This window comes from Falsiruegeria litorea R37 (assembly GCF_900172225.1).
Classification (GTDB): Bacteria; Pseudomonadota; Alphaproteobacteria; order Rhodobacterales; family Rhodobacteraceae; genus Falsiruegeria; species Falsiruegeria litorea.
Genome location: NZ_FWFO01000001.1, coordinates 2,112,977 through 2,139,007, shown reverse-complemented (window position 1 = coordinate 2,139,007; position 26,031 = coordinate 2,112,977). Strand labels below are relative to the sequence as shown.

Annotated in this window: 28 protein-coding genes; 19 read left to right on the top strand and 9 right to left on the bottom strand. The window is 58.8% G+C overall.

All coding sequences use genetic code 11. The features are described 5' to 3' along the window. Positions 1–79: 79 nt before the first annotated feature. From olsB to tsf, 4 genes are all read left to right on the top strand, one after another. The gene (gene olsB / locus TRL7639_RS10455) at positions 80–844 is read left to right on the top strand and encodes an L-ornithine N(alpha)-acyltransferase (protein WP_085795616.1); all 765 of its coding nucleotides are present in this window, start codon (positions 80–82) and stop codon (positions 842–844) included. Continuing rightward, positions 841–1,695, top strand: coding sequence for a lyso-ornithine lipid O-acyltransferase (olsA, locus tag TRL7639_RS10450; RefSeq protein WP_085795615.1), 855 nt, complete (start codon positions 841–843; stop codon positions 1,693–1,695). The genes olsB and olsA overlap by 4 nt, the downstream gene beginning before the upstream one ends. Positions 1,696–1,833: 138 nt before the next feature. Further along, positions 1,834–2,607, top strand: coding sequence for a 30S ribosomal protein S2 (gene rpsB / locus TRL7639_RS10445; RefSeq protein ID WP_085795614.1), 774 nt, complete (start codon positions 1,834–1,836; stop codon positions 2,605–2,607). Between the two features lie 79 nt (positions 2,608–2,686). Then, entirely contained in the window at positions 2,687–3,562 is an 876-nt protein-coding gene (gene tsf / locus TRL7639_RS10440; protein WP_085795613.1) for a translation elongation factor Ts, read from the top strand. Positions 3,563–4,281: 719 nt separating this feature from the next. On the opposite strand, the gene TRL7639_RS10430 is transcribed toward tsf, so the two are convergent. The 5 genes from TRL7639_RS10430 to TRL7639_RS10410 all read right to left on the bottom strand — a co-directional run bounded on the left by TRL7639_RS10430 (position 4,282) and on the right by TRL7639_RS10410 (position 7,941). After that, the gene (locus tag TRL7639_RS10430) at positions 4,282–5,037 is read right to left on the bottom strand and encodes a LuxR family transcriptional regulator (RefSeq protein WP_085795611.1); all 756 of its coding nucleotides are present in this window, start codon (positions 5,035–5,037) and stop codon (positions 4,282–4,284) included. Continuing rightward, entirely contained in the window at positions 5,034–5,483 is a 450-nt protein-coding gene (gene aroQ / locus TRL7639_RS10425; RefSeq protein WP_085795610.1) for a type II 3-dehydroquinate dehydratase, read from the bottom strand. The genes TRL7639_RS10430 and aroQ overlap by 4 nt, the downstream gene beginning before the upstream one ends. A 142-nt stretch (positions 5,484–5,625) precedes the next feature. After that, positions 5,626–6,093, bottom strand: coding sequence for a MaoC family dehydratase (locus TRL7639_RS10420; protein ID WP_085795609.1), 468 nt, complete (start codon positions 6,091–6,093; stop codon positions 5,626–5,628). Between the two features lie 12 nt (positions 6,094–6,105). Then, the gene (locus TRL7639_RS10415) at positions 6,106–7,113 is read right to left on the bottom strand and encodes an NADP-dependent oxidoreductase (protein WP_085795608.1); all 1,008 of its coding nucleotides are present in this window, start codon (positions 7,111–7,113) and stop codon (positions 6,106–6,108) included. Between the two features lie 3 nt (positions 7,114–7,116). Then, positions 7,117–7,941, bottom strand: coding sequence for an enoyl-CoA hydratase (locus TRL7639_RS10410; RefSeq protein WP_085795607.1), 825 nt, complete (start codon positions 7,939–7,941; stop codon positions 7,117–7,119). A gap of 68 nt (positions 7,942–8,009) precedes the next feature. Here TRL7639_RS10410 and TRL7639_RS10405 point away from each other — a divergent pair, with 68 nt between their 5' ends. Continuing rightward, positions 8,010–8,666 (top strand): histidine phosphatase family protein, encoded by a 657-nt coding sequence (locus TRL7639_RS10405; protein ID WP_085795606.1) that lies wholly within the window; start codon positions 8,010–8,012, stop codon positions 8,664–8,666. A 6-nt stretch (positions 8,667–8,672) separates the two neighbouring features. Here the strand turns inward: TRL7639_RS10405 and TRL7639_RS10400 are convergent, their stop codons facing one another. After that, positions 8,673–9,668 (bottom strand): NADPH:quinone oxidoreductase family protein, encoded by a 996-nt coding sequence (locus TRL7639_RS10400; RefSeq protein ID WP_085795605.1) that lies wholly within the window; start codon positions 9,666–9,668, stop codon positions 8,673–8,675. A gap of 151 nt (positions 9,669–9,819) precedes the next feature. On the opposite strand from TRL7639_RS10400, the gene TRL7639_RS10395 reads away from it, so the two are divergent. The 9 genes from TRL7639_RS10395 to TRL7639_RS10355 all read left to right on the top strand — a co-directional run bounded on the left by TRL7639_RS10395 (position 9,820) and on the right by TRL7639_RS10355 (position 18,741). Then, positions 9,820–10,983, top strand: coding sequence for an acyl-CoA dehydrogenase family protein (locus tag TRL7639_RS10395; RefSeq protein ID WP_085795604.1), 1,164 nt, complete (start codon positions 9,820–9,822; stop codon positions 10,981–10,983). Positions 10,984–10,989: 6 nt separating this feature from the next. Next, a complete protein-coding gene (locus TRL7639_RS10390; RefSeq protein ID WP_207559653.1) occupies positions 10,990–12,105 on the top strand; it encodes an acyl-CoA dehydrogenase family protein in 1,116 nt (371 codons plus the stop codon). Positions 12,106–12,114: 9 nt separating this feature from the next. Continuing rightward, on the top strand, positions 12,115–12,933 hold the full coding sequence (locus TRL7639_RS10385; RefSeq protein WP_085795603.1) for an SDR family NAD(P)-dependent oxidoreductase: 819 nt from the start codon (positions 12,115–12,117) through the stop codon (positions 12,931–12,933). Between the two features lie 11 nt (positions 12,934–12,944). After that, positions 12,945–13,868: an SDR family NAD(P)-dependent oxidoreductase gene (locus TRL7639_RS10380; protein WP_085795602.1), complete on the top strand. Its 924-nt coding sequence runs from the start codon at positions 12,945–12,947 to the stop codon at positions 13,866–13,868. Positions 13,869–13,893: 25 nt separating this feature from the next. Next, positions 13,894–14,895, top strand: a complete 1,002-nt coding sequence (locus TRL7639_RS10375) for an NAD(P)H-dependent flavin oxidoreductase (RefSeq protein WP_085795601.1) — start codon at positions 13,894–13,896, stop codon at positions 14,893–14,895. A 3-nt stretch (positions 14,896–14,898) separates the two neighbouring features. Continuing rightward, positions 14,899–15,549 (top strand): histidine phosphatase family protein, encoded by a 651-nt coding sequence (locus TRL7639_RS10370; protein ID WP_085795600.1) that lies wholly within the window; start codon positions 14,899–14,901, stop codon positions 15,547–15,549. A gap of 10 nt (positions 15,550–15,559) precedes the next feature. Further along, entirely contained in the window at positions 15,560–16,588 is a 1,029-nt protein-coding gene (locus TRL7639_RS10365; protein WP_085795599.1) for a phosphotransferase family protein, read from the top strand. A 13-nt stretch (positions 16,589–16,601) separates the two neighbouring features. Continuing rightward, complete coding sequence (locus TRL7639_RS10360) at positions 16,602–17,399, top strand: IclR family transcriptional regulator (RefSeq protein WP_085795598.1); 798 nt, start codon at positions 16,602–16,604, stop codon at positions 17,397–17,399. Positions 17,400–17,499: 100 nt separating this feature from the next. Then, positions 17,500–18,741: a branched-chain amino acid ABC transporter substrate-binding protein gene (locus tag TRL7639_RS10355; protein ID WP_085795597.1), complete on the top strand. Its 1,242-nt coding sequence runs from the start codon at positions 17,500–17,502 to the stop codon at positions 18,739–18,741. A gap of 38 nt (positions 18,742–18,779) precedes the next feature. Here the strand turns inward: TRL7639_RS10355 and TRL7639_RS10350 are convergent, their stop codons facing one another. Genes TRL7639_RS10350 through TRL7639_RS10340 form a run of 3 tightly spaced genes read right to left on the bottom strand, consistent with a single transcriptional unit; the run spans position 18,780 to position 20,715 of the window. Further along, positions 18,780–19,382, bottom strand: a complete 603-nt coding sequence (locus tag TRL7639_RS10350) for a 2-hydroxychromene-2-carboxylate isomerase (protein WP_207559652.1) — start codon at positions 19,380–19,382, stop codon at positions 18,780–18,782. Next, entirely contained in the window at positions 19,379–20,113 is a 735-nt protein-coding gene (locus tag TRL7639_RS10345; RefSeq protein ID WP_085795595.1) for an SDR family oxidoreductase, read from the bottom strand. The genes TRL7639_RS10350 and TRL7639_RS10345 overlap by 4 nt, the downstream gene beginning before the upstream one ends. Continuing rightward, positions 20,110–20,715 (bottom strand): glutathione S-transferase family protein, encoded by a 606-nt coding sequence (locus tag TRL7639_RS10340; RefSeq protein ID WP_085795594.1) that lies wholly within the window; start codon positions 20,713–20,715, stop codon positions 20,110–20,112. The genes TRL7639_RS10345 and TRL7639_RS10340 overlap by 4 nt, the downstream gene beginning before the upstream one ends. An 82-nt stretch (positions 20,716–20,797) precedes the next feature. Between TRL7639_RS10340 and TRL7639_RS10335 the strand changes: the two genes are divergently transcribed. The 5 genes from TRL7639_RS10335 to TRL7639_RS10315 are packed head-to-tail and all read left to right on the top strand — an operon-like array spanning position 20,798 to position 26,023. Continuing rightward, the gene (locus TRL7639_RS10335) at positions 20,798–21,325 is read left to right on the top strand and encodes a winged helix-turn-helix transcriptional regulator (protein WP_085795593.1); all 528 of its coding nucleotides are present in this window, start codon (positions 20,798–20,800) and stop codon (positions 21,323–21,325) included. Beyond that, the gene (locus tag TRL7639_RS10330) at positions 21,288–22,040 is read left to right on the top strand and encodes an enoyl-CoA hydratase/isomerase family protein (RefSeq protein WP_085795592.1); all 753 of its coding nucleotides are present in this window, start codon (positions 21,288–21,290) and stop codon (positions 22,038–22,040) included. Before TRL7639_RS10335 ends, TRL7639_RS10330 begins: the two co-directional genes overlap by 38 nt. 1 nt (position 22,041) lies before the next feature. After that, positions 22,042–22,839 carry an enoyl-CoA hydratase gene (locus tag TRL7639_RS10325; protein ID WP_085795591.1) on the top strand — a complete coding sequence of 266 codons (798 nt, stop codon included), beginning with the start codon at positions 22,042–22,044 and terminating at the stop codon, positions 22,837–22,839. Positions 22,840–22,889: 50 nt separating this feature from the next. After that, positions 22,890–24,065, top strand: coding sequence for a serine hydrolase domain-containing protein (locus TRL7639_RS10320; RefSeq protein ID WP_085796371.1), 1,176 nt, complete (start codon positions 22,890–22,892; stop codon positions 24,063–24,065). Beyond that, positions 24,062–26,023, top strand: a complete 1,962-nt coding sequence (locus tag TRL7639_RS10315; RefSeq protein ID WP_085795590.1) for an acetoacetate--CoA ligase — start codon at positions 24,062–24,064, stop codon at positions 26,021–26,023. The genes TRL7639_RS10320 and TRL7639_RS10315 overlap by 4 nt, the downstream gene beginning before the upstream one ends. Positions 26,024–26,031: the final 8 nt, after the last annotated feature.

Below are 26,031 nucleotides of genomic sequence, written 5' to 3'. Positions count from 1 at the left end.
TCCGGCGGCGTGTTGCCAATACCGGTGATTTCGGGCTAATTGCCGCCAAGTTCTTGCGCCTCTTTCGGAAGTTGCCCCAATGCCGGAAACCGGACCCACATTCACGGTCAAGATCGCCGAAACCGCCGACGAACTGCTGGCGGCACAGCGGCTGCGCTATGACGTGTTTGTGCGCGAACTGGGCGGCGGCGGAGAGATGGTCGATCACGACCGTGGCCTGGAGCAGGACCGGTTCGATCCCTTTTTTGATCACATGCTGGTGTCAGATGACACAACGGGTGAGGTTGTGGGGGTTTACCGCCTTTTGCGCGGAGAACAGGCGCGGGCCTTGGGTCAGTTCTATTCCGAAGACGAGTATGACCTGACCGTCCTGAAAAACAGCGGTCGCAAGCTGTTGGAACTGGGGCGGTCCTGCCTACACCCCGATTATCGCGGCGGCATGGCCATGTTCCACCTATGGAACGGCTTGGCGGCCTATGTGGCCGAGCATGAGGTTGAGGTTCTGTTTGGCGTCGCAAGCTTTCACGGAACAGACGTGGACTCTCTAGCGCAGCCCCTGTCGATGCTGCATCACAACCACCTCGCGCCCGAGGATCTGCGCGTGCGCACTCAAGCGAAGCATTTTGTCGACATGAACCGCGTCGCGGTCGAGGATCTGGATCGTCGGAAGGCGATGCTTGACGTGCCGGCCTTGATCAAGGCCTATCTACGGCTTGGCGGTTTCGTCGGGCAGGGGGCTTATATCGACCAAGCATTCAACACCACGGACGTTTGTCTGATCCTGGACACGGCGCGGATGAACGAGAAACAGCGGCGTCTTTATACCGGTGAGCGCAGCGCATGAACGCCACATGGGAAAGTGACGAGGCACCGGACCCGATCGAGATCGGCTTTGTTGGCTGGCTGCTGATCCTGCTGCGCGGCTCGGCCCTGATCGTGCTGATCTCAGTGTGCCTGATCCTGCTTTTGCTTCTGCGTTTGATCGAGGTGCCATTCTTTGGCATGAAACGCCCGGTGACGCCTTTCATCGTGCAATTTGTCTGCCGCAACGCCTTTCGCATTCTGGGGATGGAGCACCGCATCAGCGGTCAGTTGATGACCGAACGCGGGGCGGTGGTGGCCAATCATACCTCGTGGCTGGATATCTTTTCGCTGAATGCGCGCAAGCGGGTCTATTTTGTCTCCAAGGCCGAGGTGGCGGGCTGGCCCGGGATCGGCACGCTGGCCAAGGCCACGGGCACCGTATTCATCGAACGCAACCCCAAGAAGGCCAAAGAGCAGACCGAAGTGTTCGAAACCCGATTGAAAGCCGGGCACAAACTGTTGTTTTTTCCCGAAGGCACCTCAACCGACGGGCTACGGGTTTTGCCATTCAAAACCACGCTTTTTGCAGCGTTTTTCTCGGATCATTTGCGCGATTTCATGCACGTCCAGCCAGTGTCAGTCATCTATCATGCGCCCAAGGGGCAGCCTGCGCGATTTTACGGCTGGTGGGGTGAGATGGAGTTTGGCGAACATCTGCTCAAAACGCTCGCTGCGCGCAAGCAAGGCGCGGTCGAGTTGATTTATCACCCCCCGGTTGCGGTGCGCGATTTTCCCAACCGCAAGGCATTGGCGGCCGAGATGGAGCGGGTGATCCGTGAAAGTCACACCCAAGCGATGGAAAGCGCACAAAAGCCCCTTGCGCCCCAGTAAAAGCTGGACTATACGCGCGCCATTCAAACCCGCAGGCGGGGTTTGGGCCTGTTGGGGGAGACATCCCCGATAAGTCCGCCGGTTGGCGCATCCGCGTCGAGACCCCCGCCGAGGCGAAAACCGGAAAGGAAAATGAGCATGGCTCTTCCCGAGTTCACCATGCGTCAGCTGCTGGAAGCTGGCGTTCACTTTGGTCACCAGACACAGCGTTGGAACCCGCGCATGTCGCCGTTCATCTACGGCTCGCGCAATGGCATCCACATCATGGACCTGACACAGACTGTTCCCATGCTGGACCAGGCTCTGCAGGCCGTGCGTGACACCGTTGCAAAAGGTGGCCGCGTTCTGTTCGTTGGTACCAAGCGTCAGGCTGCTCAGCCGATCGCAGAAGCTGCTGAAAAGTCGGCTCAGTACTACATGAACCACCGCTGGCTGGGTGGCACGCTGACCAACTGGAAAACCGTTTCCCAGTCGATCAACCGTCTGAACCAGATCGACGAAGCCATGGAAGGCGGCGCCGAAGGCCTGACCAAGAAAGAGCGTCTGGGCATGGAGCGTGACCAGGGCAAACTGCAAGCGTCGCTGGGCGGTATCCGCGAAATGGGCGGCACCCCGGATCTGCTGTTCGTCATCGACGTGAAAAAAGAAGCACTGGCGATCGCCGAAGCCAACAAGCTGGGTATTCCGGTTGTGGCAATTGTCGACACCAACTGCTCGCCCGACGGTGTTGACTATATCATCCCCGGCAACGACGACGCATCGCGCGCCATCGCTCTGTACTGCGACCTGGCTGCTCGTGCGGCTCTGGACGGCATGTCGGCTCAGCTGGGTGCCGCAGGCGTTGACCTGGGCGCGATGGAAGAAGCACCCGTCGAAGAAGCCGTCGCGGAAGAAGCGCCCGCCGAGGCCTGATCCCGACTGTCACAGCTTTGACATATGGGGCAGGGTATGACCTGCCCCAAATCCGTTTTGATTTGAGGAGAGCCAAAAGATGGCAATCACAGCAGCACTCGTGAAAGAACTGCGCGACTCGACCGGCGCAGGCATGATGGACGCCAAAAAGGCGCTGACCGAAACTGATGGCGACATGGAAGCCGCCGTTGACTGGCTGCGCACCAAAGGTCTGGCCAAGGCTGCCAAGAAATCGGGCCGCACCGCTGCCGAAGGTCTGGTCGCCGTTGTAGTTGACGGTGGCAAGGGCGTGGCTGTCGAAGTGAACTCGGAAACCGACTTTGTTGCCAAAAACGCAGACTTCCAGGAATTCGTTGGCGGGATCGCCAAGGCTGCTCTGGGTGTTGCGGATGTTGACGCGCTGCTGGCTGCTGATCTGGGCGGCAAGTCCGTTGCTGACACGCTGACCGACAAGATCGCCACCATCGGTGAAAACATGTCGGTGCGCCGTATGGCGTCGCTCGAAGGTGACACTGTTGTGAGCTACGTCCACAACGCAGCCACCGCTGGCATGGGCAAAATCGGTGTTCTGGTTGCGCTGAAAGGCGGCGACGAGGCCCTGGGCAAGCAGATTGCTATGCACATCGCCGCTGTGAACCCTGCCGCTCTGTCCGAAGCCGACATGGACGCGGCAGTGATCGAGAAAGAAAAGCAGGTCCAGATGGACATCGCGCGCGAATCCGGCAAGCCGGAGCAGGTCATTGAGAAGATGATCGTTGGCCGCATGAAGAAGTTCGTCGCTGAATCGACTCTGCTGAACCAGCAGTTCGTTGTGAACCCCGACCTGACCGTTGGTGCAGCTGCCGCTGAGGCAGGCGCCGAGATCACCGGTTTCGTGCGTCTGGAAGTTGGCGAAGGCATTGAAGTCGAAAAAGAAGACTTCGCCGCCGAAGTGGCAAAAGCCGCTCAAGGCTAAGCCTTAATATGGCGAGGTGAAGACTTCGCTTAGTGAAATGATGATGGGCCCCGTCGAACATTCGTTCGGCGGGGTTCTTCTTTGTGACACCGGTGGAGCAGGGGGCAAGGGAAAGCTCCCGTCCGTCGAAATTTTTCTGACGAAAAACCTCCTCCCGTTGGGCTGGGCCTCGCTTCGCTCGGTAGCCGGCTTATTGTTCGAACGCTGGGATTATGGCGCAATGCCCCATCGAAACAAATGCGCGAGACAGGCCAAGGTCCGGACCGCGCCGAGCCGGTAGGCGAGGCGCCCGGCCCAAGGCCGTTCGTGGAGCTGACGCAGTCAGGTCTGCGAGGGTGCGGGAGCCCTTCCGGTGTCACGCAGCTGCAGTTTCGATGTCTAGACGTTGGCCGAAAGGATCGTCGCTTGATGAACCCAATGGGGCACGAAAAACGGGCTCGCCATTGGCGAGCCCGTGTCCTTAAAAAATGATTGAGGGATCCCGTTTTGATGGGGATGGACGGGATCCCTCAAATTCTCCGGTGCGAGTATGGATCAATACAAACCCTACACCGAACAGGTCGGAGAGCCCCGAAATCACGGGGATCAGTACCCTTCGTTCCCTGGCTAAAGCCACCACTCACGGAACAGTGTCATCATGCAACTAGATAGGATTTTCGGAAAGTCATGAATTCCTTACCTCACGTAATGCTACTTTTTTATGACAACATTTCCGTGACTTAGACTTCCATGACAAACATCTGATTGTGCAGCGCCGCCTTCAGAACCGCTTGCGCGGTGGTTTCGACCGAAAGTGCTTCGCGGGCAAGGCGCAAATGTTTTTCCACCGTAGCCGAAGTAAGGCCCATCAAAATGGCGATGTCTTGGGTGGTTTTTCCGTCACCGACCCATTCCAATGCTTCACGTTGCCGTTTTGTAAGGCTGCGATTGGGTGCCGTGTAAGGCAAGGTCAGAATTTTCAGATGTGCAACATTGTTCATCAACAGAATGTCTTCGCCATGCGCGGCCCAGACCCTGTCGACATCTTCCTGGGTCATGCCCTCTTTGGCGCACAGCGAAATGGCGCCTTTTGATCGCACGGACACAGAATTGAAGCTCACCGTGTAGCCAGCCGTTACGCCTTTGGACAGGTTGAACTGATACACTTGGCGCTGCTCATCCGTCATGGTTTTGTCTTCCATGATCTGGTTGATCATCTGCCAGCTTTTTGCGCCTTCGTGCTCTAGCGCCCAATGCAGCATCGGTGCATGAAAATAGAGGCCAGAGTGAAGAAAGCCGTCGATGTAATCCTGACTGTGATTGGACAGGATTACGAAATCTTCGGGATCACCCAGCGAAGTTTCAGTCTTATACCGCGTATAGCCATACAGCAGTCGATCAAAGCCGAAATCTGCCATCTTGGTGGTATGCGCGGCCCACAACTCTTCTAGGGTTTTCGCACAGGAGACGTGGTTAAGGTATTCCGAAAGAGTCATGCCTTTGATCGCTCTTTGAAGTGGCCCACAAGTGCGTCGATTGCAAGATTGTACCCCAGAGCCCCAAAACCACAGATTTGGCCAATTGCAACGGGTGCGATGTACGAGTGATGGCGAAACCGTTCACGGGCGTGAATGTTCGACAGATGCACCTCGATCACGGGCAGTTCGACCGATGCGATGGCGTCCATCAAAGCAACAGAGGTATGAGTGTAGGCGCCCGCATTCAGGACAATGCCATCTTGGGTGCCTTTGGCCGCGTGAATGGCGTCGATCAGGGCCCCTTCATGGTTCGATTGAAAACAGGTCACGATCGCACCCGCCGCCTGGGCGTGCTGCTGACAGGCGTCTTCGATCATTTTCAATGTCGTGCCGCCGTAAACCTCGGGTTGGCGTGTTCCCAACAGGTTAAGGTTCGGGCCATTCAGGACCAGAATTCTACTCATATTCAATAATTCCCCATTCACCAGCCGTGATACTCAGGAACAAGAGTGTCTGTCCAGCGTTGTGACGGGCGCAAATGGGGAACTGTGGGGATGGGGCCACGGCGCTGTCGGCAAAAAAGCGCCCATGGTCAACCATGCAACCCTATTCGAAAATGCTTAGGCTCAACCACTCGGCGACCAAAGCAGGGGTGTCCTTGCCTTCAATCTCGATCGTCAAACCTGTTTCCCGTTGGAGCTCTTTCTCTGATCGCTTCTTTATGTCACGCAGCACAAAGCGCCCACGTAAGCGCGATCCGGCAGTAACCGGGCTAAGGAATCGAATCTTGTTGAAGCCATAGTTGATGCCCATGACTTGCCCGTCGTAGACCGGCAAGCAGTCATAGGCAAAGCGGCTAGCCAAGGACAGTGACAGGAACCCATGGGCGATGGTGCCGCCAAACGGCGTTTCCGCTGCCGCGCGTTTGGGATCGACATGAATCCACTGTTCATCATGCGTGACAGTTGCGAACTGGTTGATCATGGCCTGATCCACTTCGATCCAGTTCGACACGCCGATCTCGTGTCCCAGCCTCTGTTCGTCCTGCGCAACGGCCTCATCGATTTTGCTCATCTGCTCTCTCCCTCAATTCTGTGGATCCGGGCCGACCCGAACCATGCGTTTGCCAATGTTGTCTCCGGCCAGCAGACCGATCAGGGCCTTGGGTGCGTTTTCCAAACCCTCGACTATGTCCTCGTTGATTTTGATCTGTCCGGCCTCGACCCATTGGCGCAAGGCGCGCAGGGCGGGGGCGTCCTGATCGGCAAAATCCATGACGATGAAACCCTCCATACGCAGGCGTTTGACCACCACCAGCCCGGGCAAGTTGCGCGGGCCGGTGATCTGATCGGTGTCATATTGGCTGATCGCGCCACAACAGACGATGCGCCCACGAGTATTCATCTGGAACACGGCCGTTTCCAGGATCTGACCGCCGACATTGTCGAAATAGACGTCGATGCCATCAGGGCAGGCAGTGCGCAAAGCCTTGAAGAGGCCCGGTTCGCGATAGTCGACGCAGGCGTCAAAACCCAGCTCGTCAACCACGCGAGCGCATTTCTCGGGGCCGCCGGCGATGCCGACGACACGGCATCCCAATGCCTTGGCAATCTGGCCGACGAAACCGCCCACTGACCCGGCGGCGGCCGAGACGACCACGGTTTCGCCCGCAGTGGGGCGGCCTACGTTGATCAGGCCATGAAAGGCGGTTTTTCCCGCGATGCCATAGACCGACATCAGATGCGACAAGGGACGGGCATCCGGAAGCTTGTCGACCCCATCCCCAGGACGCGTCACGTAATCGGCCCAAACGCTTTCCGTGGCTACGATGTCACCAATTGCAACATGGGGCGATCGGCTCTCGACCACCTCGCATATCGCATAGGTCGGCATCGTGTCCCCTACTTTGACCGCGTCGCGATAGGTGGCGCCCTGCATCCACGAGCGGTTGGCCGCGTCGATGGACATCAGGATGGTGCGCAGCAGAACCTCTCCTTTGGCAGGCACGGGCATTTCTGCATTCTCCAGCCTGAAATGCTCTGTCGTTAGCTGCGCCTTGGGAAGCTCCGCGATGGTGATCTTGCGATTTTGCATGGGTTATTGCCCTTTGAAGTCGGGCTTGCGCTTTTCCATGAAAGCGCGCGCACCCTCTTTGTGGTCCTCGCTCAGTAGGGTGCGGATCATCCGGTCCGCCTCCATGTTCATGGCCGTGCGCAGATCGGTCGAGCGCGCGCGGTTGTGGTTTTCCTTCATGTAGCGCAAAGCCATGGGGGCAAAGTCTGCAATCTGCTGGGCCAGCGCTTGGGTTTCATTCTCCAGTTCCTCGTCCGCGACCACACGGTTGAACAGGCCCAGCGCCAGCCCATCGTCAGGGAGGATGCGGTGGTTTGTGAAATAGACCTCTTTGGCGCGGGCCGGGCCGATGTAGTGGCTCAGCAGCCAGCTCCCGCCGAAATCGCCGCTCAACCCGATGGCGCCAAACGCCGGATAGAGGAAACCGCTTTCGCCGGTAATCCGCAGATCGCAGGCCAATGCGATCGACATTCCAGCACCGGCCGCGGCTCCCGGCAGGGCGGCGATGGTGGGTTTGGAATATTCGTAAAGGCGCAGTGAGGCGGTATTCTGCGCCTCTCGCAGACGGCTGATCATGTCGTCGGTGTTGGGGGTCTTGCCGCCCGCCAACGTGTCACCCATCCCACCAATGTCGCCACCGGCGCAGAAGGCACCCTCGGCCCCGGTCAGGACCAGCACGCGCACGTCCGGGTCTGTCTCGGTCTCCAGCAGCATCCGTCGCAGGGCGGGGGTCATCTCATCCCCCAGGGCGTTGCGCTTGGTGGGGTTGTTCAGGGTCAGGGTCGCGACGCCGTCGGTGACAGAGCCCAACAGTTTGTCCGTCCCGGTGTCCAATACACGTGTGGTCATTGCAATTCCTTTGTCGTTGCGCTCAATCTGCGCGGGATTGAATGCCCGACAGATTGAGAGAGTTTGAAATGGCCCGTGAATACCGCCAAAGCGTTTACCAGCCGCCCAAAGGGGCCGTGGATCTTTTCCTGATTCGTCATGGCGAAAGCCAGGCCGCGATCCCGGGTCAAAGCTTTCCTATGAAAGACGGGCATGGCGACCCGGCGCTGCATCCCAATGGCGAGGCGCAGGCGGTGGCTGTCGGCCACCGGATGAAGTCTGAGCCGCTGGATGCGATCTATGTCACCACATTGGTGCGAACGCATCAGACCGCCGCGCCGTTGGCCGCGCATTTGGGCATGACGCCTGCAGTTGAGGCGGATCTGCGTGAGGTATCCTTGGGCGATTGGGACGGGGGGCTCTACCGGATCAAAGCGGCTGAGGGCGCGCCCGAGTTTGCCCGCGCCAAGGCCAATCAGGAGTGGGGAGAGATCCCGGGGGCCGAAACCACGGCGCAGCTGCACGCGCGGGTGCGGGCAGGGCTGTTGCGGATCGCGACCAACCACGCGGATCAGCGCGTCGCGGCCTTTGTCCATGGCGGCGTGATTGGTGCTGCGATGGCGATTGCCAGCGGGTCTGCACCCTTTGCGTTCAACGGCGCGGCCAACGGATCGATCAGCCGCCTTGTGATCAAGGGCGACACGATGGTGGTCCGTGGGTTCAACGATTGCACGCATTTGCCCTGATCTCGCTTAGTCCAGCGTGATGACGACTTTGCCCATCACCTTGCGGTCCTGCATCATTTCCAGGGCCGCGGGGGCCTCTGCGAGCGGAAAGCGCGCACTGATCTGCGGTTTGACTTTACCCTCGGCGTAGAGCTGGAACAGTTCGGCCATGTTTTCGGCATGCCCCTGCGGTTCACGAAACACGGACGCGCCCCAGAACACGCCAACAATCTGACTGCCCTTGAGCAGGGTCAGGTTCAACGGGATGCTCGGGATGCCGGCCGGGAAGCCCACCACCAGGAACCGCCCTTTCCAGGCCAAGGCGCGCAGGGCTGGTTCGGCATAGTCGCCGCCAACTGCGTCATAGACCACGTCGACCCCATCGGGGCCTGCCAGTTTCTTGATCTCGCCCGACAGGGCCTTTTGCGCGTCGCGGTCCAATTCTCGGGGGTAAACGATCACTTCGTCCGCGCCGACCTGACGGCAGAACGCGCCCTTCTCTTCGGAGGACACGGCTGCAATCACCTTGGCACCTGCGGCCTTTCCCAACTCGATCGCGGCAACGCCCACGCCGCCAGCGGCACCCAGGATCAAGAGGCTTTCGCCCGGCTTGATCTGCGCACGGTCCTTCAGCGCATGATGCGAGGTACCATAGGTAAAGATGAAGCAGGCTGCATCCTCGTACGGCATCGCGTCGGGGATCTTGATTGCGCTTGCAGCCTTGAGGGCCAGATGCGTGGCGAACCCGCCGTGACCGGTCAGGGCCAGCACACGGTCTCCGACCTCAAAACCCGACACACCCTCGCCAAGGGCCACAACCTCGCCCGCGATCTCACCACCCGGCGCAAAGGGGCGGGGTGGTTTCATCTGGTACAGATCGCGGATCATCAGCGTGTCAGGGAAGTTCACACCAGCCGCCCGAACCCGAACGATCAACTCGCCCATTTTGGGCTCTGGATCCGGCAGTTCGGTCAATTCCAAGGTTTCGGGGCCGCCTATGGCGGTGCTGAGCATGGCTTTCATCTGGATGTCTCCCTGACCCTTGCGGGCATGTCGTACTGCTATTTGACGTGAAGTCTTTCCCCCGGTTCCCATGTTGTCAATCGAATTTCGAAATGCAATTCTGCACAGCGAAACAGGGATGAGAAACAGGTATCTGCGTGTGGGAGGAACCATGTCAGAGACAGCGGAGCAACTAAGCACCTTTCAGGCCGAATTGCGTGCGTGGCTTGAAGAAAGCTGCCCCCAAGAGATGCGCGATGGTCGCAATGATGAGACTACCATCTGCTGGGGCGGAAAGAACTGGAACTTTACGTCAGAAGCCCAACGTACCTGGCTGCAACGCTGCGTCACCAAAGGGTATACGGTGCCGACCTGGCCGGTAGAGTACGGCGGAGCGGGTCTGAGCCGGGACGAAGAGAAGGTATTTCACGCCGAAATGGCGCGGATCAACGCCCGCTATCCGTTGCAGAGCTTTGGCATCTGGATGCTTGGCCCGGCGCTGCTGCACTTTGGTACGCATGAGCAGAAACTGCACTATTTGCCGCCGATTGCGCGCGGCGAGGTGCGCTGGTGTCAGGGATATTCGGAACCCGGCGCGGGCTCGGACCTGGCCAATGTGCAGACCAAGTGTGAGGACAAGGGAGATCATTGGCTGGTGAATGGTCAAAAGATCTGGACCTCATATGCCGACAAAGCCGACTGGATCTTTGCCTTGGTGCGCACGGATAAGGACGCGCCCAAGCACAAGGGCATCTCTTTTGTTCTGATCAACATGGAAACCGAGGGCGTTTCGACCCGGCCCATCAAGCTGATCTCGGGCGTGTCGCCGTTTTGCGAGACCTTCTTTGATGATGTGAAATTCCCCAAGGAACAGGTTGTTGGCACCGTCAATCGGGGCTGGGATGTGGCCAAATACCTGCTGACCCATGAACGTGAAATGATCTCGGCCGCGGGTGGCTCGATGGGCACGGGTCGTCCTTTGGGCGCGGTGATTGCCGACAGCGATACCGGAGAGACCGACCCGATCCTGCGCAGTGACGCGATGCGGGCCGAGGTGGACACGCTGGCCGTGGAACTGACGCTGGAGCGCTACAAGGATCAGGCCGAGGCCGGCGGCAGCGTTGGCGATGCGTCGGCCATGCTCAAATACATGGGGACCGAACTGAACAAACGGCGGCTTGAGCTTTTGATGTCGGCTGGTGGCTCGGATGCCCTGGAATGGGACGACGGGCGCGCGCCCAACTGGCTGCGCACCAAGGCCAATTCGATCGAGGGGGGCACATCCGAAGTGATGCTCTCGATCCTGTCGAAACGTGTTCTTGGACTTCCGGGGTAAGGTATCATGGCAAAACTTGTTGCAAGTGAAGAAGAGGTCATGCTGGCCGATGCCGCGCGCGGATTCCTGGACGAGGCCGCACCTGTGTCACATCTGCGCGGATTGCGGGACGAGGGACAGACAGAAGACAAGGCTTTGTGGAAATCCATGGCCGAGATGGGCTGGGCCGGTATTCTGGTGCCTGAAAGCGCCGGGGGCTCGGACATGGGCCATGCCGCAGCCTGTGTTCTTGCCACAGAGATGGGCAAAACCCTGGCGACAAGCCCGTTCATATCGACTGCCGTGATTGCGGCCACAGCCCTGCGCCAGGTGGCGGACGAACGGGCAAACGGGGCGCTGGCGCGGATCGCATCGGGTGAAGTGACTTATGCCTTGGCCGTTGACGAAAGCGCCAAGTTCAACCCAGAAGCCACGCAGTTGAGAGGGGACCGTGAGGGGAACGGGTTTCGTCTGAACGGTTCCAAAGGGTTTGTGGTGGATGGCGGCAACGCAGACCGTCTGCTGGTGTTGGCGCGCACGGGCGAGGGGCTGACCTTGTTCGACCTGCCGGCAGATCGCAAGGGTATCAAGCGCGAATCCAAATCGATGATCGACAGCCGGAATGCTGCATCTGTGGAGTTCAATGACGTTGAGGCCACCGGCGAAGATGTTCTGGGACAGGTAGATGACGCCATGTCGGTTCTGAAACCAGCGATCGAGGCCGGGCAAGCTGCACTGGCGGCAGAAATGGCCGGTGTTGCGGCTGGCGCCTTTGGTATGACCGTCGCATACCTGAAAGAGCGCAAGCAGTTCGGCGTGCCCATCGGCGCATTCCAAGCTTTGCAACACCGCGCTGCGCATCTGTGGTGTGAGTGCGAAGTGACCGCCTCGGCCATCTTGAACGCAGGTCGAAAATTGGACGAAGACCCCGAAAATGCGGCATTGGCTGTGTCGCTGGCCAAGGCCCGTGCGACGGATACCGTGCAATTGGCGGTCCAGGAAGGCGTGCAGATGCACGGCGGGATTGGCATGACCGACGCCTTTGACATGGGGTTCTACATGAAACGGGCCCGGGTCGGTGCCGAATGGCTGGGCGACTATGGCTATCACGCGAATATCGTCGCACAAGCACGCGGATTTTAAGGATTTATCATGACACCAGAAACTCTCTTCTCGCTTCACGGCAAGACCGCATTGGTCACAGGTGGGGCCACCGGTATCGGGCGCATGGCGGCCGAGGCCCTGGTTCGGGCAGGCGCCCGTGTCCTGATTGCCTCGCGCAAGGGTGACGCATGCGAGGCGGTTGCCGCGCAGCTCAACGCGTTGGATGCACCCGGATCAGCCGAGGGGTTTGCCGGGGACGTCGGCTCGGCCGAAGGTATAGATGCCATTGTCGCGGACGTTAAAAGCCGCACGGAAACTCTTGATATCTTGATGAATAACTCTGGCGTGACATGGGGCGCGCCGATGGGGCAATTCCCGCATGAAGCCTGGGAAAAGGTGATGAATGTGAACGTCGCGGGCGTGTTCGACCTGACGCAGAAGCTACTGCCAATGCTGATGGCGTCGGCCAAAGATGGCGACCCGGCGCGCGTGATCAACGTGGGTTCGGTCATGGGCGAGATCCCGATGGGCGATGGCGCTTACAGCTATTCGGCCTCAAAAGCTGCGGTCATGCACCTGTCCAAGATCATGGCCAAGGAGCTTGCGGGCTACAATGTCACAGTGAACTCTTTGGCTCCGGGCCCGTTTGTTTCGCGCATGACTGCTTTTGCCACAGCGGATGAGGAAAAACGCGCCAAGGTTGGCAGCGACGTGCCGCTTGGCCGTGTGGGTCGGGACGACGATATCGCTGGCTGCATGTTGTTCCTTTGCGGACGCGGCGGGGCCTATGTCACGGGAGCAATTATCCCCGTGTCGGGCGGCATCAATGTGATGTCCGGCCACAATATCTTTGAAAAAGCGATGTAAGGGGCGATCTGATGGACATTCGATTTGATGGCCGCGTTGCCATTGTCACCGGCTCGGGCATCGGTTTGGGCCGCAGCCACGCGCTTGGGTTGGCCGAGCGCGGCGCCAAGGTTGTGATCAACGATCTGGGCGTGTCAACTGACGGGCAGGGTGCATCGTCCGAGGCAGCCGAGGCCGTTGTGGCCGAGATCAAGGCCATGGGCGGCGAAGCAATTGCCCATGGGGCCGATGTCTCGAACGAAGAACAGGTGGTCGATATGGTCGCCAAGACGATGGAGGCCTTTGGCCGGATCGACATCGTGGTCAACAATGCAGGCATCCTGCGGGACAAGACGTTTTCCAAAATGACCATGGCGGACTTCCGCAAAGTGGTCGATGTGCATCTGATCGGCAGCGCCAATGTCACCCATGCCTGCTGGCCGATCATGCGCGAGCAGGGCTATGGCCGGGTGGTGCTGACGTCCTCGGCGTCGGGCCTTTACGGCAACTTTGGACAGTCGAACTATGGTGCGGCCAAGGCGGCGATGATGGGCATGATGAACGTGTTGCACCTTGAAGGCGCGCGCGACGATATCCGCGTCAATTGCCTGGCCCCCACGGCGGCCACCCGCATGACCGAAAGCCTTATGCCGCCTGAGGCCTTGGAGTTGTTGAAACCCGAAACCATCACGCCGGGCCTGCTGTATCTGGTCAGCGAAGATGCCCCATCGCGGGTGATCATGTCTGCCGGTGCTGGCTGTTTTGCGCAAACCCGCGTGTATGAGACTCCGGGTATCCTGCTTGAGGGCGAGGAGATCACGCCCGAGAACGTGGCGGCGCAATTCGATCAACTCAACGACGGTGAAGGTCAAGAAGAACTGACCGACGCCTTTGCCCAAACAAAGAAATACGCCCGCAAGGCAGCCGAGGCCGCTGGTCTCACGCTCCCGTGGTAGGCGTCTGATCTGAAAGGAACATGACGTGAAAGACACCGCGACCAAACCCGACCTGCATCCGAACCTGCAGGGGCTGCGCATCCCGCTCATCGGGTCGCCGCTTTTCATCATTTCGAACCCCGACTTGGTGATTGCGCAGTGCAAGGCGGGCATCATTGGATCCTTTCCGGCGCTCAACGCGCGCGAAGCGGATGGCGAACCACCATTGCTGGAAGCCTGGTTGAAACAGATCACCGAAGAACTGGACCGCCACAATCAGGAAAATCCCGACAATCCGGCAGCGCCTTACGCGGTCAATCAGATCGTGCATCGCTCCAACGGGCGGTTGGAACGGGATCTGGAGATTTGCGCCAAATGGAAGGTGCCGGTCTGGATCACCTCTCTGGGCGCGCGGGTCGAGGTCAACGAGGCCGCGCATTCCTGTGGTGGTGTGGTTTTGCACGACATCATCAACAACACATTCGCCAAAAAGGCGATCGACAAGGGCGCTGATGGCCTGATCGCCGTGGCCGCCGGTGCGGGCGGTCATGCGGGCCAGCAATCACCATTGGCGCTGATCCGCGAAATCCGGTCCTGGTTTGACGGGCCCGTGGCCTTGTCCGGCGCGATCGCCTGCGGTGAAAGCCTACTGGCTGCACGCGCCATGGGGGCTGATTTCGGCTATATGGGCTCGCCCTTTATCGCCACGCATGAGGCCAACGCGCAGGACGAATACAAGCAGATGATCGTCGACAGCACCGCCGAAGACATCGTCTATTCCTCGCTCTTTACCGGTGTCAGCGGCAATTACCTGAAAAAATCGGTGGAACGTGCCGGTATGGACCCGGACAACCTGCCGTCGGCTGATGCGTCGTCGATGAACTTCTCCAGCGGATCGTCCAAACCCAAGGCCTGGAAAGAGATCTGGGGATCGGGGCAGGGCATTGGTGATGTCAAAGACATTGTCGGTGCGGGTGAGTTGGTGGACCGTGTGGCCGCTGAATACAAGGCTGCAGGCAAGCGCCTGGCGGCCGAATTTGCGGGGTAACCCATGCCTGAATTGATGGTCGTCCGTCACGCGCAAGCCTCGTTCGGGGCGGACAACTATGACCAGCTCAGTGAGCTTGGGCATCGCCAGTCCGAAATGGCGGGTGAAGCTTTGCGTGAGATGGGATGGGTGCCGGACCGTTTGGTCACCGGCACCCTGACCCGGCAGAAAGAAACCCTGCATTCGATGGGGTTCACGGATGCGCCCGAAGAGCACGCGGGCTGGAATGAATATGATTTCCACGACCTGCTGCGCGTGAAACATAGCGGCACCATTCCCGATCTGGTGCAGCATGACCGCAAAACCCACTTTCGCACGCTGCGCGAGACTTTGCGTGAATGGCAGGATGATGGGCTGCACGGGGCGGCGGAAAGCTGGGCCGATTTCAAAGCCCGCATTCAGGCCGCGCGCCAGTTTTCGACCGAAGGAGACGCGCAAAAGGTGCTGGTGATCAGTTCCGGTGGCGCGATTGGACAGCTGGTGGCCAGCGCGATGAGCGCGCCGCCCGAGCAGATGATCGCGCTGAACCTGCAGGTCAAGAACACTTCGATGACGCGGTTCATCTTTTCGTCCCGCGCTTTCTTTTTGCATGAATTCAACGCGACGCCGCATTTTGCCCCGCAGGCGCGCGCAGATATGCTGACCTACAGCTAAGGAGCAGATCATGACCAACACCGCTCAAACGCTCGACCTGGATGTTGTGGACGCCTATCTGCGTGACAACCTGCCCGGATACGAAGGGCCGCTGGAGGCTGACAAGTTCGAAACCGGTCAGTCGAACCCGACCTTCCTGCTGAAGACACCCCAACAGAACTATGTCCTGCGGCGCAAACCACCGGGGGTTCTGTTGAAGTCCGCCCATGCGGTGGATCGCGAGTTTCGCGTGCAAAGCGCGCTTGCGGATACGGATGTACCGGTCGCCCGGATGCATCTGCTGTGTGAAGATGACGATGTGATCGGCTCGGCATTTTATGTGATGGAGCATCTGAATGGCCGAAACTTCTACCAGCCCACGATGGAGGGCGAAAGCAACGAGACCCGCGCTGCCGTCATTGACGAGATGAACCGGGTTCTGGCCGCGCTGCATTCAGTTGATATCGAAGCTGTTGGCCTGTCGGATTATGGCCCGCCGGGCAACTACTATGAGCGGCAGATCGGGCGTTGGACCAAGCAATACCGCGCGTCCGAAACTGAGGTCATCAAAAAGATGGACGCGTTGATCGAGGCGCTGCAGGCTAGTATCCCGGCAGATGACGGCCAACGCACGCTGGTGCATGGCGATTACCGTATCGACAACATGATGTTCGAAAAGGACGGCACCCGGTGTCTGGGTGTGCTGGATTGGGAGCTTTCGACCATCGGCCACCCCTATGCGGATCTGGCCGCTGTGATCATGCAGTGGCAGATGCCTCCGGGCAAAGAGGGGCGCGGGATGGCCGGTCTGGATCGGGCGTCGCTGGGGCTGCCGACGGATCAAGAGTTCATTGCAAAATACTGTGAACGCCGGGGATTGGCGGGCATCGATAACTTTGGCTTCTATCTGTCGTTCAACTTTTTCCGCATGGCCTCGATCATCCAAGGTGTTTACAAGCGGGCGCTGGATGGCAACGCATCGAACCCGGAACGCGCGATGCGGTTGGGCGGTTTTGTCAAAGTCTTTGCAGAACATGGGCTGACCGCCCTGAAAACCTAAAACGGGGCAGGCGATGACGCAAACCGAGTTCGGTACAGGATCAGACGAAGGCAAAGATCGCAACTTTGTCACCGCCTTGGCGCGTGGGCTGGATGTGCTGCGGTGTTTTCGTCCGGGCGAAGTCTCGTTGACCAATCTGGACCTGTCCGAACGCACCGGCCTGCCGAAACCCACGATCTCGCGGCTGACGCATACGCTGTGTCAGCTGGGCTATCTGGTGCATGAGCCGAGTAGTGGCACCTATCGCCTGGGCGTCGGAGTTTTGCAGCTTGGGTTTGGAGTTCTGGCCGGCATGGACATCTGCGATCGTGCCGCAGACGTTTTGCGTACATTACGCAACGGGCCGAATTCCTACATCACTGCCGCCCTGGCGGAAATGCACCGGGCCGAGGTGATCTATGTTGCGGTCCACCGCTCGCGCGAGGATGTATCGCTGTCGATGCATGTAGGCGCGCGCCTGCCGCTTTTTCGCTCGGCCATTGGGCGCGCCATTCTGGCGGGGCTGCCAGATGCCGGCCGTGAAGCAGCGATCACCCACGGTGTTCAGGATGGCGCGGGCAGCAAAGAGGACCTGACCCAGGCTACCAAAAGGGCCTGTGACGAGTTCCAATCAAAGGGCTATTGCACTGGTTACGGGGATTGGCGCGCCGATGTGAACGGGATCGCGGTTCCGGTCTTTTCGCTGGATGGTGCGCGGGTTTTTGGCCTGAACGTGGGCGGGCCGGCCTTTCATGTCTCTCCGGATGAGTTGGAGCGCGACTATTCCAGTCTCTTGTCGGAAGCAGCAGGTTTTCTAAGCTTCAAGCCCTGAAAAACAAATCATTTTGTTGACTTTGCGTCAGACTGTGCAAGCCTGAGAGGGCTTACGTCGGGAAACGGCGGAGCTTGGATTAGGGAGGAGAGATCCAATTATGCGCAACAAGAAACTGTTTGGTTTGACCACGGCTTTGGCTCTGACGTTGAGCGCGGCTGCCGGTTACGCAGAGAATATCAAAATTGCTTTCATTGACCCGCTTTCGGGGCCGTTTGCGGCCACGGGTGAAGACGGGTTGCACCAGTATGAATTTGCCGCAGATGTGCTGGTCAACGAAAAAGGCGGTGTTCTGGACGGTCAGATGTTCGAGATCGTGCCGTTCGACAACAAGATCAGTGCCAAGGAATCCCTGATCCAGTTGCAGGTCGCAATTGACCAGGGCATTCGGTTCATTGCTCAGGGCAACTCGTCCGGCGTGGCAAACGCGCTGACAGATGCCATCAACAAGCACAACAAACGCAACCCGGACAAGCGGGTGTTGTTCCTGAACTATTCTGCTGTTGATCCGGCGCTGACCAACGACAAGTGCAACTTCTGGCACTTCCGTTTTGACGCCAACGCCGACATCAAAATGGACGCACTGACGGATGTGATCGCGGGCAATGATGAGATCAAGAAGGTCTATATCATTGGTCAGGATTATTCGTTCGGCAAAGCGGTAGCCGCCGCAGCGGTTCGGTTCCTGGGTGAGAAGCGTCCGGATATCGAGATAGTCGGCAACGAGCTGCACCCGATCGGCAAGATCAAGGACTTCACCCCCTATGGCCGCAAGATCATGGCTACTGAAGCTGATGCGGTGATCACCGGCAACTGGGGCGCGGATATGCGTGGTCTCGGCAAGGCGATCCTGGAAAACGGGTATGAGGGTCCGATTTATACCTATTATGCAGCGGGCACCGGTATCACCGCGGCCTTCGGCGAGTCCGGCAAAGGCTCGTTGAAACTTGTGGGCGAAGGGCAGATCAATCCGCCTGTATCTGATCGGGCCGATTCCTATGCCAAGGCGTTCAAAGAGAAATATCCCGATGACGATCTGGGCCAGCCACGCATTGCCAATGTGATCGAAATGCTGGCGCGCGCCATCAATGATGCGGGTTCCGCGACCGATATGGTCGCCGTGGCCACTGCACTTGAAGGGATGGAGCACGACTCGATCTGGGGCACCAAGATCAAGATGCGTGAACAGGATCACCAGGCCATCCAAGCGGTTCATATTCAGGCGCACACCGATGAGGTGACGCATGACATGGACAACTCGGGCTATGGTCTGTTGGTTGAAAACACTGTGGACATGGCCTCGGCCGATGCGCCGACCACCTGCAAGATGAAGCGTCCCTGATGGACAATGGACCCCGCCCTTGATTGGGCGGGGTCGTTTTAGGCTGCGCCAAGTGCCTCTTCGATCTCGGGCAGCGTTTCTTTGCCAAAGAACATCTCGTCCCCCACAAACATCGTGGGCGAGCCAAAGATGCCACGCCCAACAGCGGCCGAGGTCGCTTTGATCAAGCCTTGCTTCACCGACTGATCTTGCGTTGCCTCCATGATCTTGGACGCTGGCAAGCCGTTTTCGGATAGCACGTCCCCAATCACGGCGGGATCATCCATCTTTTGTCCATGAACCCACATTGCATCAAAGACTGCTGATATGTATTTGGTTTCCCATTCTTTTCCTTGCGCGTAAATGGCGCCTCGCATCACGCCAATGGTCATCACCGGGAAATGCGGGTTCATGTGAAAGGTCAGGTTGTGACGTTTGATGAACCGTTGGGTTTCGCGCATGTGGTACTGCAATTTGCCTTGCACCCCACCAAAGGCCTGCATTGGGCTTTGGTTGTTTGTCGCCTTGAACACACCGCCTAGCAGGATTGGCTGATACGTCACTGTCGCGCCAAACCGTGCCGCCAGATCGGGCAGCGTCTTGTGTATCAGATAGGCGTTCGGTGATCCAAAATCGTAAAGGAAATCAACTGTTTTCGTCACCATCTTTCTCCATATGGGCGCAGATCCAACTCAAAGGTCCAGGCGTCTCGGGTCTGATGTTGAAGTGTCCAGTACGCCTCGGCCACGGATGTGGGGTTCATCAGAGTATCTTTGGGAAGTGTATCAGGATCGTGACCAGCTTGCGCCATGCGGTCGCGCACGAATGCCGTGTCGACGCCGGCATCAATCACCAAATGGGCCACGTGGATGTTCTTTGGCCCCAATTCCTTGGCCATGCTTTGCGCGAGGGCGCGGAGCCCGGATTTTCCGGCCGAAAACGCGGCGTAGCCGCTGTTGCCCCGCATCGAGGCTGAGGCGCCGGTAAAGAAGATGTTGCCGCGTTCGCGGGGAACCATGTACCGCGCCGCCTCACGCCCCGATAGAAAGCCAGCAAAACAAGCCATTTCCCAGACCTTGCGAAAGACCCGCGCGGTGGTATCCAGGATGGGAAACCGAACGTTGCCGCCCACGTTGTAAATCACGGTTTCAATCGGGCCGACCTCGTCCTCGATCTGTTTGAAGACGGTCATGACGCTGTCTTCGTCGCGGGCGTCCAGAGTGTAGCCGATCGCAGTGCCGCCCTCGGCTTCGATCTCGGCCACCAGCGGGGCAAGCTTGTCTCCGTTTCGGCGGCCCATGCAGACGGTGAACCCGCCGTGGGCAAAGCGTTTGGCGATGGCGGCGCCGATGTAATCTCCGGCGCCGATGATCAGAACAATGGGCCCGCTCATAGCGACCACGCTTTTTGCAGGGCAGGCCGGGCCATCAAACGGTCCGCATAAGGTTGCAGATTGGGCTTGTCCGAGAAGTCGGCCCCCATGCGACCCGACATGATGATCGAATGCCCGGTCATGATATCAGCGGCAGTGAAATTACCGGCTAGGAACTCAGCCCCTTCAAGGTGGTTGTTCACGGCCATCAGCATCTGGTTCAACAGTTTGGTTGCACGTTTCACGTTCACCTCAGTGCGCCGTTCTGGGGGCAAAAGGATGGTTTCAACAACGATTGTATTGATTGGCGGCATGATCATGCCCTCGCAATAATGCAGCCATTGCAGGTAGTTGGCGAATTCTTGTGTGCCAACCGCAGGCTGCAGGCGCCCCTCGCCATAAAGGGCCAGAACATATTGCACGATGGCACCCGATTCAAAGATGGTGACGCCCTTGTCTTCAAGCGCGGGCACGCGGCCCATGGGGTGCACCTTCAGATAATCCGGCTCGCGCATGGCGCGGTCGCCAAGCGTGAACTTTTCAATCTCATAGTCCAGCCCAAGCTCTTCGAGCAGCCAAGCGATGCGCACGGCGCGGGTGTTCTGTGCGTAATAGAGTTTCATCAAACCTCCCCAATTTGACCGGAAATTGACAGGATGCCCGGTCTGTGGGAAAGGTGACTACAAAAAATGAAGGGTGTCAACGATGAGCCGAAATGACCTTGCGGATACGCTTTGTCCGGTGTCGCGCGCGATTGAACGCGTGGGCGATCCGTGGGTTCTGATGATCCTGCGCGAGATGTTCATGGGCCGTCGCCGGTTCGAGGACATGCAGCGCCTGACCGGAGCCTCACCCCATGTGTTGAGCCAGCGGTTGAAACGTCTGTGTGCCGACGAAATTCTCGAAAAACGCGCCTACAGCAACCGTCCTGCGCGGTACGAATATCACCTGACAGAGAAAGGTCGCGATCTGTGGCCCGTCATCATCATGTTAAAGGCTTGGGGCGATAAATGGTTGGGGACCGACGGGGCCGTGGACTTGCGTCACAAAACCTGCGGAAACAAAATAGTACCTAAGGTCACTTGCCCGGATTGCGCGGAACCTCTCGACGCGCGCGATATCTCGGTTGATATTGACCCTGCGTTACGGGCCGAAAATCAGGCCCGTCGCACGGGCGGCTTGCAGGGAGAGGGACATGACCGACGCAGAGCATCTGATCAGAACCGACCATGAGGGCGGGATCGTCGAAATCGGCTTGAACCGCGCGCCAGTAAACGCGCTCAGCCCCGAGTTTCTTTTTTCTTTCAAAGATCTGTTGGACGGACTTGCGGGTGATCCGGACGTCCACGCCATTGTCCTGACCAGCCCGTTCAAGGTGTACTCAGCCGGGTTGGATCTGAAGGAGGCGCAGCATTTCGATTTGAACCAGCAAAACGCCATCGTCGAAGGGCTGAACGTTGGCTTTCTCAGCCTCTTTGCCAATCCCAAGCCGGTGGTTTGCTCGGTCGATGGGGCTGCGATTGCGGGTGGGTTGTTCTTTGTTTTGGGCAGCGACATTCGCATCGGCGGTCCGCGCGCCGTGCTGGGGCTGGCCGAGGTGCGCGTGGGTGCAGATTTCCCCGTGGGGCCGCTGGAAATTGCACGGGCCACGTTGGGTCCGGATGCGCTGCGCCGTCTGATGCTGACGGGCCAGCCCATGTCGGCGCTCGAGGCTTATCGCTATGGCATTTTGGATGCGGTAACCGAAGAAAACCCGCGCGAGCGCGCTATGACCGAGGCGCGCGCCCTGGCTGAATTGCCACCCAAAACCTATGCCTCGATCAAGCAGCAGATCAGGGGCGGTGCCATTGAAACCATCGAACAAGGCATGCGTGATGGGGCCAATCGGTCCAGCACAGGTTGGTTCAATGACGAGACAACCCAAGCCATGCGCAAGATGATCGGCTGACATGGCAGAGCCTTTGATCCAGATACACCGCGACGGGCCGCTAGCGGTTATACGCCTGAACCGCCCTGACGCGCTCAACGCCTTGTCGCGTGCCCTGGTAAAGGACCTGACTGGGGCTGTTCGCGAGTTGTCTGAAGACACTGATTTGCGGGCGATTGTCCTGACCGGCAACGGTCGTGCCTTCAGCGTAGGGGTGGACCTGAAAGAGATGTCACAGGCCGACAACGTGGCAGGTCAGTTCGATTGGCACGGGGCGGACAACCTGTTTGCCGTGGCGCGCGCCTGTCCGAAACCGATCATCACCGCCGTGAATGGATATGCCATCACTGGCGGGTTGGAGCTTGCCTTGATGGGCGATTTTCTGATCGCTTCAGAGGCGGCGGTGTTTGCTGATACCCATGCCCGGGTTGGGATCACGCCCAGTTGGGGGATGACCCAGATTCTACCGCGTCTGGTCGGGATTAACCGTGCTCGACAGATGAGTCTGACGGGTGAATTTGTGAGCGCGGACAAAGCGTTACACTGGGGTCTTGTGAACGAAGTTGTTGCAGCCGACGCGCTGCTGGATCGTGCCTTGGATTTGGCCGGGCAAATTGCGAGCACTGACGCGACCACGATGGGTCGTATTCGCGGGCTGATCAGCGACGGTGAGGGTTTGCCGCTGGATCAGGCGATGTCCAAGGAAACCCAAGTATTTGATGAACATATTGCGCAGGTGTCTGCGTCGGATGTGGCGGTGGGACGGGATCGCGCGACCGCGCGCGGCCGACAGATGGCCGATGCGAAACGAAAGGATTGAACGTGGCAACAGGATTTGACCAGAGCAGATTGGACCGGATTGGCACCTGGATGGACCGCTATGTGGCCGAGCGAAAATACGCAGGCAGTTCGGTCCTGATCCAACGAGGCGGCGAAGAGGTGTATTTCAACGCAACCGGCAAGCGCAGCGTCGAGCAAGACTTACCGTTCGAACGGGACACAGTCGCGCGGATTTATTCGATGACAAAGCCGATCACCTCGGTTGCGATCATGATGCTGGCCGAACGGGGGCTGTTTCATCTGGATGCGCCGGTTTCAAATTTCATCCCAGCGTTCAAGGACATGCAGGCGCTCGTACCGAACGCGGACCGCATTGATCAGGTGGAACCCAGTCAGGCACCGACGTTGCATCAGCTGCTGACCCACACAAGCGGGTTGAGCTATCCGTTCAATCCCGGTGTTCTGGCACGTGAGATGGACGAACAGGACATCCTGTTCAAACCCAATCAGGGAAGCCTGGCCGCCATGGCAGATCGTGTGGCGACCCTGCCGCTGGCGTTTCAACCCGGCACTCGGTGGGAATATTCCGTCAGCACCGACATCCTTGGTCGCGTGGTCGAAGTGGTCTCGGGCCGGTCTCTGGCAGAGTTTTTCGCGGAGGAGATTTTTGCGCCGCTAGGAATGACTGAAACGGCATTTTCTGTGTCACAAAAACAGTTTCCGCGCTTTTCTTCTCTTTACACCCCACTCGCAGGGGACGCCATGGCGCTGAATGAAGCGAGCAGTGGTGGCGACACATTGCGGATGGTGGACAAACCCGGATCATCGCCGTTTGAGCACGCCGATATGTATTCCGGTGGCGGTGGTCTGATCGGGACCATCGATGATTACATGAAATTTGTCGAAATGCTGCGACGCGGTGGCACTTTTGATGGAGGGCGGCTTCTCAGCCCGGAAACCCTGCGGTTCATGATGCGCAATCATCTGCCGGGCGACATCGCCTCGATGGGACCGCAAAGCTTTGCTGAACAACCGATGGAGGGGATGGGTTTTGGTCTGGGCGGCGCCGTGGTGTTGGATCCGGCGCGCGCGCGTTGCCCGGGCCATGTGGGGGATTTCAGTTGGGGTGGCATGGCCTCGACGTTTTTCTGGATGGACCCGGTGGCCGACATGTCTGTTGTCTTCTTCACGCAACTGTCGCCGTCGAGTTCGTACCCCTCGCGCGCCGAGCTCAAGGCGCTGGTACATGGAGCACTGATCGTATGACCGATACCCGAGAGGTCTTGTGGACCCCCACCAAAGACCGCACCGAACAGAGCCGGATGTCTGATTTCACCGCCTGGGTCGAACGCCGCATCGGACGCAGTTTTGCTGACTACAATGCCCTCTGGAATTGGAGCGTGACGGACCTTGACGGGTTCTGGTTGGCGATCTGGGAGTACTTCGACATCCGCTCGGATGTGGCGCCTGCACACGTCATCACCGAACGCAAGATGCCCGGTGCTGTTTGGTTCCCAGGCACGCACGTGAATTTTGCAGAACAGATGCTGCGTCATGGAGCCACCAAACCAGATGCGACCGCCCTTATCGTGCAGTCCGAGACGTTTGGACGGTCTCAGATGACCTGGGCCGAACTGGCGTCGCAAGTTGCCAGCGTCGCTGCAAATCTGCGCGCTCAGGGGGTGACCAAGGGTGACCGCGTCGTTGCGATCCTGCCCAATACCGAAGTGTCGATCATTGCCTGCCTGGCCACCGTCAGCATCGGGGCGATCTGGTCGCTCTGCGCGCCGGATATGGGGCATGTGGCAATTCTGGATCGGTTCCAGCAGATCGAACCCAAGGTTCTGATCGCTCAGGATGGGTATGTGCATGCCGGTGTCACCCATGACAAACGCGCGGTATTGGCCGAGATCCGGCAGGGCCTGCCAACGGTGGAAACCACGATCCTGGTGCCGGTGGTCGGCGAGGTGCCAGGCGATGCGTTGCCCTGGGCAGATCAGATCGCGACGCCGGCCGAGCTGAGCATCGAAAGGGTCGACTTTGATCACCCGATCTGGGTGGTCTATTCGTCGGGTACGACCGGCAACCCGAAACCCATCGTGCATGGACATGGTGGCATCCTGCTGGAGGGCGCCAAACAGTCGTTGCATCAGGACATTGGGCCCGATGATCGTTTTTGCTGGCTGACCAGCTCGGGCTGGGTGATGTGGAATGCACAGTTTGTGGCCTTGGGGCAGGGGGCTTGTGTGCTGGCTTATGACGGTGCGCCCAACCATCCTGACATGCTGTCGGTTTGGCGTACAGTGGCGGAGGAACGGATCACCTATCTGGGTGTGGGCGCGGCTTATGTCACGGTCTGCGCGAAATCGGGCATTCGCCCGTGTGACGCCTTGGATCTGAGCGCGCTGGTGTCTGTCGGCACCACGGGCTCGCCGCTGACCTCGGACGGATATGCCTGGATTTATAATGCCATCGGCGAAGACATCTGGCTGGCGCCCATTTCCGGCGGCACCGATTTCTGTGGCGCATTTGTAGGTGGCAACCCGATGTTGCCCGTCCGTGCGGGTGAAATGCAGTGCCGTTTGCTTGGCAATGCGGTGCGCAGTTATGACCCCTTTGGAAAAGAACTGTTTGGCGAAGTGGGGGAGCTGGTCTGCACCGAACCGCTGCCGTCGATGCCACTGTTCTTTTGGGGTGACGAAGACGGCTCGCGCCTGCATGACAGCTATTTCGATACCTACCCAGGCGTCTGGCGTCACGGCGATTGGATCGAGATCACGCCAGAGGGCGGCTCGGTGATCTATGGCCGCTCGGATGCCACCATCAACCGCAAAGGCCTGCGTATGGGCTCGTCCGAGATTTATCAGGCCGTTGAAGGGCTGGATGAAATCTTGGACAGCCTGGTGGTGGATTTAGAATTTCTGGGGCGTGAAAGTTTCATGCCGCTTTTTGTGGTGCTTGCGGCTGACGTCGAACTGACCGAAGCATTGGAGGACAAGATAAACGGTGCGATCCGTGCCTCTGTCTCGGCGCGCTTTGTGCCTAACGAGATTGTAAGGATTGCCGAGGTCCCGCGCACGCTGTCGGGCAAAAAGCTGGAAGTTCCGGTGAAAAAGCTGCTACTTGGCGGCGATCCGGCCAAAGTGGTCAATCGGGATTCGATGGTGAACCCAGACAGCTTCGATACCTTCATCGATTACGCCCGGTCGCGGAACCTGAGCTGAAATGAGGC

Bases quoted from the DNA above. Each gene is read 5' to 3' on its own strand.
- TRL7639_RS10345 (WP_085795595.1), bottom strand. From the start codon at position 20,113: ATGAGCGGGCCCATTGTTCTGATCATCGGCGCCGGAGATTACATCGGC.
- TRL7639_RS10315 (WP_085795590.1), top strand. From the start codon at position 24,062: ATGACCGATACCCGAGAGGTCTTGTGGACCCCCACCAAAGACCGCACC.
- TRL7639_RS10380 (WP_085795602.1), top strand. From the start codon at position 12,945: ATGGACATTCGATTTGATGGCCGCGTTGCCATTGTCACCGGCTCGGGC.
- TRL7639_RS10325 (WP_085795591.1), top strand. From the start codon at position 22,042: ATGGCAGAGCCTTTGATCCAGATACACCGCGACGGGCCGCTAGCGGTT.
- TRL7639_RS10360 (WP_085795598.1), top strand. From the start codon at position 16,602: ATGACGCAAACCGAGTTCGGTACAGGATCAGACGAAGGCAAAGATCGC.
- tsf (WP_085795613.1), top strand. From the start codon at position 2,687: ATGGCAATCACAGCAGCACTCGTGAAAGAACTGCGCGACTCGACCGGC.
- aroQ (WP_085795610.1), bottom strand. From the start codon at position 5,483: ATGAGTAGAATTCTGGTCCTGAATGGCCCGAACCTTAACCTGTTGGGA.
- TRL7639_RS10420 (WP_085795609.1), bottom strand. From the start codon at position 6,093: ATGAGCAAAATCGATGAGGCCGTTGCGCAGGACGAACAGAGGCTGGGA.
- TRL7639_RS10320 (WP_085796371.1), top strand. From the start codon at position 22,890: ATGGACCGCTATGTGGCCGAGCGAAAATACGCAGGCAGTTCGGTCCTG.
- TRL7639_RS10410 (WP_085795607.1), bottom strand. From the start codon at position 7,941: ATGACCACACGTGTATTGGACACCGGGACGGACAAACTGTTGGGCTCT.
- TRL7639_RS10415 (WP_085795608.1), bottom strand. From the start codon at position 7,113: ATGCAAAATCGCAAGATCACCATCGCGGAGCTTCCCAAGGCGCAGCTA.
- TRL7639_RS10405 (WP_085795606.1), top strand. From the start codon at position 8,010: ATGGCCCGTGAATACCGCCAAAGCGTTTACCAGCCGCCCAAAGGGGCC.
- TRL7639_RS10385 (WP_085795603.1), top strand. From the start codon at position 12,115: ATGACACCAGAAACTCTCTTCTCGCTTCACGGCAAGACCGCATTGGTC.
- TRL7639_RS10365 (WP_085795599.1), top strand. From the start codon at position 15,560: ATGACCAACACCGCTCAAACGCTCGACCTGGATGTTGTGGACGCCTAT.
- TRL7639_RS10390 (WP_207559653.1), top strand. From the start codon at position 10,990: ATGGCAAAACTTGTTGCAAGTGAAGAAGAGGTCATGCTGGCCGATGCC.
- TRL7639_RS10330 (WP_085795592.1), top strand. From the start codon at position 21,288: ATGACCGACGCAGAGCATCTGATCAGAACCGACCATGAGGGCGGGATC.
- TRL7639_RS10335 (WP_085795593.1), top strand. From the start codon at position 20,798: ATGAGCCGAAATGACCTTGCGGATACGCTTTGTCCGGTGTCGCGCGCG.
- TRL7639_RS10370 (WP_085795600.1), top strand. From the start codon at position 14,899: ATGCCTGAATTGATGGTCGTCCGTCACGCGCAAGCCTCGTTCGGGGCG.
- TRL7639_RS10430 (WP_085795611.1), bottom strand. From the start codon at position 5,037: ATGACTCTTTCGGAATACCTTAACCACGTCTCCTGTGCGAAAACCCTA.
- olsB (WP_085795616.1), top strand. From the start codon at position 80: ATGCCGGAAACCGGACCCACATTCACGGTCAAGATCGCCGAAACCGCC.
- rpsB (WP_085795614.1), top strand. From the start codon at position 1,834: ATGGCTCTTCCCGAGTTCACCATGCGTCAGCTGCTGGAAGCTGGCGTT.
- TRL7639_RS10400 (WP_085795605.1), bottom strand. From the start codon at position 9,668: ATGAAAGCCATGCTCAGCACCGCCATAGGCGGCCCCGAAACCTTGGAA.
- TRL7639_RS10355 (WP_085795597.1), top strand. From the start codon at position 17,500: ATGCGCAACAAGAAACTGTTTGGTTTGACCACGGCTTTGGCTCTGACG.
- olsA (WP_085795615.1), top strand. From the start codon at position 841: ATGAACGCCACATGGGAAAGTGACGAGGCACCGGACCCGATCGAGATC.
- TRL7639_RS10395 (WP_085795604.1), top strand. From the start codon at position 9,820: ATGTCAGAGACAGCGGAGCAACTAAGCACCTTTCAGGCCGAATTGCGT.
- TRL7639_RS10340 (WP_085795594.1), bottom strand. From the start codon at position 20,715: ATGAAACTCTATTACGCACAGAACACCCGCGCCGTGCGCATCGCTTGG.